This window comes from Commensalibacter communis, assembly GCF_947179105.1.
Classification (GTDB): domain Bacteria; phylum Pseudomonadota; class Alphaproteobacteria; order Acetobacterales; family Acetobacteraceae; genus Commensalibacter; species Commensalibacter communis.
Genome location: NZ_CAMXCK010000010.1, coordinates 25888 through 33251, shown reverse-complemented (window position 1 = coordinate 33251; position 7364 = coordinate 25888). Strand labels below are relative to the sequence as shown.

Here is a 7364-nt window from a genome sequence, read left to right as displayed (position 1 = left end):
ATATATCTGTAAATTGAACAACAGATTTATCTGCGGGGTTAGTTACATGGTTATAAATGGTATCGTGACCATCACCTTTGGAAAGAACGTAGGTATTGGATCCTTCATCGCCGGCCATATAATCATCACCAGTGCCACCAATTAATATATTATTCCCAACGCCCCCATAGAGACTGTCATTACCTAAGCCTCCATCTAGTATATCATTTCCGGAACCACCATAGATGGTATCGTTTCCAGCACCCCCATAGAGACTATCATTTCCAGCACCGCCATTGATGACATCATTTCCAGCACCACCATAGATGGTGTCATTACCAATACCGCCAATAATTTGATCGTCTCCATCTTGAGCATCTACATAATTATTACCATCACCAGTTTGCACGACGTCATTTCCATTACCACTGTAGTAGCTATTATTAAATGCATTACCATTGATTTGATTTCCACCATTACCAAATTGGTAAGTGTTGTTGTCAGTTTTTACATCGATGGGTAGGAGAGCCATCAGTTGGTCGTTATTTAGCGTTTGATCGGTAAATTGATATTCTTGCACACGGAAACTATTACTTGGGTCGAAATAATATTGTAATCTTACGCTGTCATTTTCACCATATTGAATGATAAGGTCGTTTCCTTCAATAGATGCACCAGTAACATCTTTGCTTGATACATCTGTGAATTGAATAATGTCTTTATCTTCAGGATTAGTTACATGATTGTATATGGTATCGTGACCAGCACCCTTGGAAAGAACGTAGGTATTGGATCCATCTCCTCCAGATAGATAATCATTTTCAGGAGTACCGATTATTTCTATATTTGAACTCATAAATTGTTTCCTTAAAAATTAATAACAAATCGATATTATTATATGAACATTATAATTTTTAAAATGAAACATATTAAATGGGCCTGTAGAACAAAATTATACTCTTGAGCCATTGTGTTGTTTAAAACCAACATAAATCTTAAGTTTTATTAACTTTGTTAATCAAATATTAATATTTACATAGATTTTTATACAAATATATTTACTAAAAACGTTCCGTTAATCGCCTTCGTTTTAAAAAACTACATGACTAATTGTAGTGATAGTAAAAAGATAAACATCAAAAAATGTTTAGTTGGTAAAGGTTTGTTACATATTTCTTCGTTGAAGCCACATAGCTGATATTGCAGCCAAAAACAATCACTTAATTTATTAATACGACACTTATATTGTAATCATTCAAATGCCTTACGAGATAGTTGATTAAGGTGTTTAGATGATTAGAGGATATTATTATCCTATCATAACAAGCGAGCCAGTCACGGTATGGAGGTAAAAATTGATAGCTTTGTCCGCTAATGACAGCGAATAGGCATTATTATATTTAACAGCAACATTTAGACTTATATATACTCTTGATAAGCTAATAAAAAAGTAATCATGTTCATTTATGTATTTATATTTCGGATGAATATAAAGATATATTCTTCAATCAACTTAGACATTATCTCAAGCAAATAACATCTATTAATAATCGTAATTTACATATTGGAAATACCTCAAATAACCTAGTTGAAGTTACTTCTTAAAAGGATGTAATCAACAATATATTCAACGGTATATTATAAATTATATTGATGAAAGGGGTTTTCTTTTATTAGTTTTATGCTCAACCAAGATATAAGCCATATTAGGCCAAGTGCACCTCAATAAAAAGCCAGTTCTAAGCAAAAATTCGCCAATACTTAATATCTGTTTATTAATATTAAGCATTGTAATGTTATCTGTACCCCCTTTTTTTTTACACCTGTGCATTTTAAATTTTCGTGAATTTCTTGATAATTTATTAGGCTGAATTATTGGAAGGGTGGAATGTCCAGATTATTTTAATTCTGACATATATACAAAGATTTCAAAATTATTTGATGGAACTATGCAGTTGAAACTTGAAAGATTCGATCTTATCGGCTCGATTAAAATGAAAACCGTGTTGCATATTATATTTTATCTTGAGCAAAAAGATCTAATAGATCCAGATGCCGTTTTAATTCAATCATCATCCGATAATCTAGTTATTACTTTATCAGCAGAATAATTTAACTTTTAGAAACTGTAAATTTATGATTCATTTTTTTGTTTGGTTACAATTTTTAACCTTTATAGTGCCTTTGGTTTTTAGTCCTGGTCCAGGCAATACAACGTTTGCAGCAATGGGTAGTCAATATAAATTCGCTGGCACGATGCGGTTTTGGATAGGATTTGAGCTTGGTGATATTTTCTTGTGTTCGGTATATGCTTTTGGTCTTGGTGAGTTAATTCATCGTTTCCACTCTATTGAAATAGGATTGAAGTGGGCTGGTATTGCTTTTTTGTTCTATTTAACTTGGACTTTTGCAAGATCAGCAATTCATCCCTCGAAATATATAGAGAAAAACACAACACCTGCATTAGGATTTGTTGATGGTTTTTTGTCAGTTTTCCTTAATCCCAAAATACACACCATGCTTTTAGCATTATTTTCGCAATTTGGTGCTTTAAATTCATTTTTACAACTTTCTCAACTTACTCTAGGTTTTTTGATTATTTCAATTATTGGGCATGGTATTTGGATCGCTGGCGGACATTTTTTTTTAAGCCGCTTTCAATCCAACACAGCTCAAAGAGTTATAAACAGTGTTTTCGCCCTCTCAATTGCATGGACGGCTATTACAATGATTTAACTTAGAGACTAGAGATGTTTATACTATAGCTAACTAAGATGATTTTTCAGACTGTTAATTAAAAAGGTTAAGTTGGTGATATCTTTTTTGTTCATTTTAAGACCAGTGCACAATCTAACAAAATTAGTATTAGTTTTATCTAAAAAGAAGATGTTTCCACTTGGCACAAATGTTTTATTGCTAAGACAATATTTTCTGTAGGTCTCCATGTTAAATTCTTTATTTAGTTTTATCCAATGAATGAATCCAGCTGTAGGTGGTGTATAACTAAGGATATTTTCTGACCTCATGGCTATAAGGTCTTTCATGAATTGGTTATTCTTCTTAAATACACTTTGAAGATATACTATGTGTGGCGTATAATAGCCTCGCTTAAGATATTCATCTAATATTTTTTGTGTGATGCTACTAACTGTACTGTTATTTAATAGCTCTGCGCCGAATATCTCTTTTCTAAATTTACCTGGCAGACACCATCCCACACGAAAACCTGGAGATAAAGTCTTTGAAAAAGACGAAAAATATATAACTATATTATCATCATCTATTGACTTAAATGGTTTTGGGCGATCTGGTCCAACCATAAGATCATAAAAGATATCATCCTCGAGAATTGGTATCTGATAAGTTTTCATCAATTTATAAATCGAGTTTCTGGTGTGGGTAGTTAAAGTTCGACCAGTTGGATTGTGGATTGTTGGGTTTATATAAAATAAACCAATATTTTCCGTTTTAAGAATTTTCTCTAAGTTTAAAATATCTATTTCATCGCCTGTATCGGATAGGGGGATAGTAACAGCAGGTAATTTATTCGATTCAATAAATTGAATAATGCCATAATAACAGGGAACGACCAGCAAAATTTTTGAATTTTGATTAATTACGTTTTTAAGGATAGTACCCAAACTTTGAGTGTCACCAGAGGTAATGAGAATGTCGTCGGCATGACAATGTATACCTCGATTTACCATTAAAAAGCTCAAACGGTTTCGCAAAGATGGCAGACCTGGGCTGGGTATGAATTCTTCTTCAAAAGATGAGGAGCCTGTAATTATAGCTCTTAGGCATTTCTGTATATAGCTGTGTGGCGCAAGGGATTTATCCAGAACTGCATTTGAATAATTATACATACCATTTTTAGGGTTGTAATAAAGCAATTCGTTAATTTGATCACTTCTTGATGTCGAAATATTTGGTTTTCTCAATATTATGCACTGGTTATTTTTAAGTGTAAAAAAATAACCAATGCGCTGTTTTGAATATACCAATCCATCTCTTTCTAATTGTTCAATTGCTCTTAATACAGTTGTTTTACTACAACCGAATTTCATGATCATATCATGTATGGATGGTAATCTTTCTTGCCTTCCATCCTCTATATGAATTGAATTCCGTCTCTTCACTAAGTGGCTATATATTTTTTTCCATTTGAACGTTTTTTTACTCAAATCTGGTTCACTCTTTTTCAAAATTTGATAATTATGAGTATAATATATTTATATGGGATAATTATATATTATTATAATTCTGTCGCAAATTTTAAAGTAAATATTTTTGATAATTTAACAATCATTGTTCGTTTTTAAATACACTTAAAAGAATACCTTCGTATAAATACAAAAGCCATTAAAATATGTATTCTTTTAAATTGATTAATTTAAGAATACATGTTAATAGGTAAACATCTTAAACTTAAAAGAATACAATAGAGAATATTATGAGTGATATTGGATATATTAGAGTAAGCTCCGAATATCAAAATACAGTAAGACAGCTTGATGATGTAAAGCTTGATAAAATCTTTATCGATAAAACTAGTGGTGTTGATACGCAAAGACCGCAGTTACAAGCTATGTTAGAATATGTCAGAGAAGACGATATTATCCATGTTCATTCTATCGATCGACTAGCAAGAAACCTTAAAGACTTAAATGAATTGGTGGATAATCTAAATGCTAAAGGAATTACCATTCATTTTCATAAAGAAAATTTAATCTTTAAAGATGATCAAGATCCTATTAAAAAGCTGATGTTCCAATTATTAGGGAGTTTTGCTGAATTCGAAAGAAGTTTAATTCGGGAACGACAAAGAGAAGGCATCGCCAAAGCCAAACAAGCAGGGAAATATAAAGGTCGAAGGAAAACAATTAATAGCGAAGCCATCGTAGAGGCTATGAATAAAGAAGGGGCTAGTTACCGAAAAACTGCTAAAGCTTTAAATATTAGCCTCTCAACGGTCCAAAGAGTAATGAAAGAATACAAACACTTAACATTATAGTCTTGTTTTCTTTTTATGATTGTATTACATATGTAATATATAAGGAGAACTATCATGTCGATGTTAAATATTAGAATAGACGATAATATTAAATCTGAACTACAAGAAATAGCAAAATTAAAGAACATTTCTCTATCTAGTCTTGTTTTATCTGCTGTAAATGAAATGGTAGAAAATGAGTTTGATTATAATCTTGCAGAGATGGCAGATAAACGACGTAAATCTAATGAGCCCCATTTTGATATAGAAGATTTATATCAAGAATTTGGTGTTTAATGTGTTTAAGATTGTTTATGAAAAAGGCTTTTATAAAGATTTAAAATCTTTTGATAAGCAACAAGCACGTTTAATATTGGCGTGGATTAAGAAAAACCTTGATGGTTCTGATAATCCAAAAGAAAAAGGTAAAGCACTCACTGGTAACTTAAAAGGTTATTGGAGATATCGTATTGGAGATTATCGTCTTATTTGTGAAATACAAGACGAAATATTGATTTTAATATGCGTTGCTGTTGGTCATCGTAAAAATATCTATAAATAATGGATAGTGAGAAATATTTGGCAATTCATTGATATACGCACTGACTATCTTTTTGGAATGGCTGTTAAGTTGTTGGTACATTACATGGAAATAGTATGATTAACGTAAAAAAATTACTAAATAATTTTTGTAATTCTTAGTTTTTAATTGCGTTAATCATTGTTGTGAATTTAAGGTGCGTTTCTTGAAACTCACTTTCACATTCAGAACCAGCCACAATACCACATCCAGCAAATAGCGTTGCCTGCTTATCTTTAAATAATCCTGAGCGTAAAGCAACCATAAATTCCCCGTTTCCATCTGAATCAATCCAACCAACAGGGCCAGCATACCATCCTCGATCTATCTTTTCATGATCTCTTAAAAAACTCATTGCTGTTTTAGAAGGTATTCCACCTACTGCTGGGGTTGGATGAAGTTGACTGATAATATCTAAAATATTTTTATTGCTTTTGATCTGACCTTTAAAATTTGTAATTAAATGTTGAACATTAGGTAATTTATGCAGTGACGGATTATCATCCATATGAATATCGGAGCATAGAGATGTTAATGTATCTTTGATTGTATTGACAACAAGCGCATGCTCGGTAACATCCTTTATACTACGCAACAATTTCGATCCCAACACAGAATCTTCTTCAGGGGTATTTCCTCTGGGTGCAGTTCCAGCCAACGCCATTGTTTGAAAATATCCAGATTTTGCAGAAAATAAGATTTCTGGCGTGGCTCCTACAAAATAAGAATGATGTCGACCAAAAGCAAATATACAAGCTTTTGGATTATTTGAACGAAGTTTATTAATAACTATGCTCAATGAAATTGGTTGATCTGTTTTCAGATGAATAGAACGAGCAATGACAACTTTTATTAATTTTTGTTGACGAATATCATCTAAGGCTTGACGAACTAGATTAGACCAATTTTCTTTTATGTTCGTTTCAACTTGTAAATTACATTTTACTATTGATTGCAATGGTGTAGATGACTTTTTTGAGTTAATTTGTGTCCAGAATTTTCTTAATTCTATTAGACGATTTTCAATATTTGATTGTGGGTTAACGAGGTCAGATATAATTAAGTCATTCATTTTTATTGAATGGGAATAAATCAATATAGAAGGAATGGTTAATACTGCATCAGGAAAATCTTTCCATAATTCAGAATGACATTGATGTGTATCAAAACGAAAACCTCCAATGGCTATTGGTCGACCATTTCCTGTGGTAATGGCATCTGATATTAACGCTTTCCATGCATCGGAAATTAATGAAAAACGATTAATTCCTTTGGCTATTAACTCGTGGGCGATACCAAACCCAATCAGTGAATACCCACTATTCCCTAACCATAAATTAATGTCTGAACGTTCTTTGTTTTTTTCTAGCAAATCAAGAATATTTGGAGGATCTATAGATAACCTTGTGACAGAAAGAACATGACGGTTCAATTGCTTAGCTTTTTCTTGCGCTAAGACCAAAGATTTATGAATAAGATCAAAATCCATTTTTTCTCTCCTTCGTCTTATCGAGTTCTCGCCAATGTAATATTTGTGTATTGATATACCATTGAATAATATGTTCGAATAATTCTGTTATGAATTCGCTGGATATTTTTGCTTCTTGAGCCCAAGACCGACGATCTTTTAACATGACTTTAACACGCTCTGGTGCTGGTATATCTGCCTCTGTTTTCTTATAATTTGCCGCAGTAAGCACATAACCCAGTCTACGAGAGAGCAAAGTAATAATTTCTTTATCAATGGTGTCAATTCCAACGCGCACATCTTCAAGATTTTTACATTGATTAGGGGCTTTCATTTTACTAATC

General features: G+C 32.1%; 8 protein-coding genes. 4 read left to right on the top strand and 4 right to left on the bottom strand.

Annotated elements, in window-relative coordinates; genetic code table 11:
• Positions 1 to 835, bottom strand: an 835-nt coding sequence (locus PQG52_RS10980) for a calcium-binding protein (RefSeq protein ID WP_271829528.1), incomplete at its 3' end; no start/stop codon positions are given.
• Between the two features lie 1280 nt (positions 836 to 2115).
• On the opposite strand from PQG52_RS10980, the gene PQG52_RS10975 reads away from it, so the two are divergent.
• A complete protein-coding gene (locus PQG52_RS10975) occupies positions 2116 to 2715 on the top strand; it encodes a LysE family translocator (RefSeq protein WP_271829527.1) in 600 nt (199 codons plus the stop codon).
• Between the two features lie 29 nt (positions 2716 to 2744).
• Here PQG52_RS10975 and PQG52_RS10970 read toward each other — a convergent pair whose 3' ends face one another.
• Entirely contained in the window at positions 2745 to 4163 is a 1419-nt protein-coding gene (locus PQG52_RS10970; RefSeq protein ID WP_271790510.1) for an aminotransferase-like domain-containing protein, read from the bottom strand.
• Positions 4164 to 4432: 269 nt separating this feature from the next.
• Between PQG52_RS10970 and PQG52_RS10965 the strand changes: the two genes are divergently transcribed.
• From PQG52_RS10965 to PQG52_RS10955, 3 genes are read left to right on the top strand one after another with little or no spacing between them, the layout of a single operon-like run.
• A complete protein-coding gene (locus tag PQG52_RS10965) occupies positions 4433 to 4993 on the top strand; it encodes a recombinase family protein (protein ID WP_271829526.1) in 561 nt (186 codons plus the stop codon).
• Between the two features lie 54 nt (positions 4994 to 5047).
• On the top strand, positions 5048 to 5269 hold the full coding sequence (locus tag PQG52_RS10960; protein WP_271829525.1) for a DUF6290 family protein: 222 nt from the start codon (positions 5048 to 5050) through the stop codon (positions 5267 to 5269).
• A gap of 1 nt (position 5270) precedes the next feature.
• Positions 5271 to 5534, top strand: coding sequence for a type II toxin-antitoxin system RelE family toxin (locus tag PQG52_RS10955; protein ID WP_271790513.1), 264 nt, complete (start codon positions 5271 to 5273; stop codon positions 5532 to 5534).
• A gap of 136 nt (positions 5535 to 5670) precedes the next feature.
• On the opposite strand, the gene PQG52_RS10950 is transcribed toward PQG52_RS10955, so the two are convergent.
• Both PQG52_RS10950 and PQG52_RS10945 read right to left on the bottom strand, forming a co-directional pair.
• Entirely contained in the window at positions 5671 to 7041 is a 1371-nt protein-coding gene (locus tag PQG52_RS10950) for an isochorismate synthase (protein WP_271829524.1), read from the bottom strand.
• On the bottom strand, positions 7031 to 7354 hold the full coding sequence (locus PQG52_RS10945; protein ID WP_271829523.1) for an isochorismate lyase: 324 nt from the start codon (positions 7352 to 7354) through the stop codon (positions 7031 to 7033). The genes PQG52_RS10950 and PQG52_RS10945 overlap by 11 nt, the downstream gene beginning before the upstream one ends.
• Positions 7355 to 7364: the final 10 nt, after the last annotated feature.

Excerpts from the sequence above, each read along its gene's own strand:
- PQG52_RS10945 (WP_271829523.1), bottom strand. The coding sequence starts at position 7,354 with ATGAAAGCCCCTAATCAATGTAAAAATCTTGAAGATGTGCGCGTTGGA.
- PQG52_RS10950 (WP_271829524.1), bottom strand. The coding sequence starts at position 7,041 with ATGGATTTTGATCTTATTCATAAATCTTTGGTCTTAGCGCAAGAAAAA.
- PQG52_RS10965 (WP_271829526.1), top strand. The coding sequence starts at position 4,433 with ATGAGTGATATTGGATATATTAGAGTAAGCTCCGAATATCAAAATACA.
- PQG52_RS10975 (WP_271829527.1), top strand. The coding sequence starts at position 2,116 with ATGATTCATTTTTTTGTTTGGTTACAATTTTTAACCTTTATAGTGCCT.
- PQG52_RS10960 (WP_271829525.1), top strand. The coding sequence starts at position 5,048 with ATGTCGATGTTAAATATTAGAATAGACGATAATATTAAATCTGAACTA.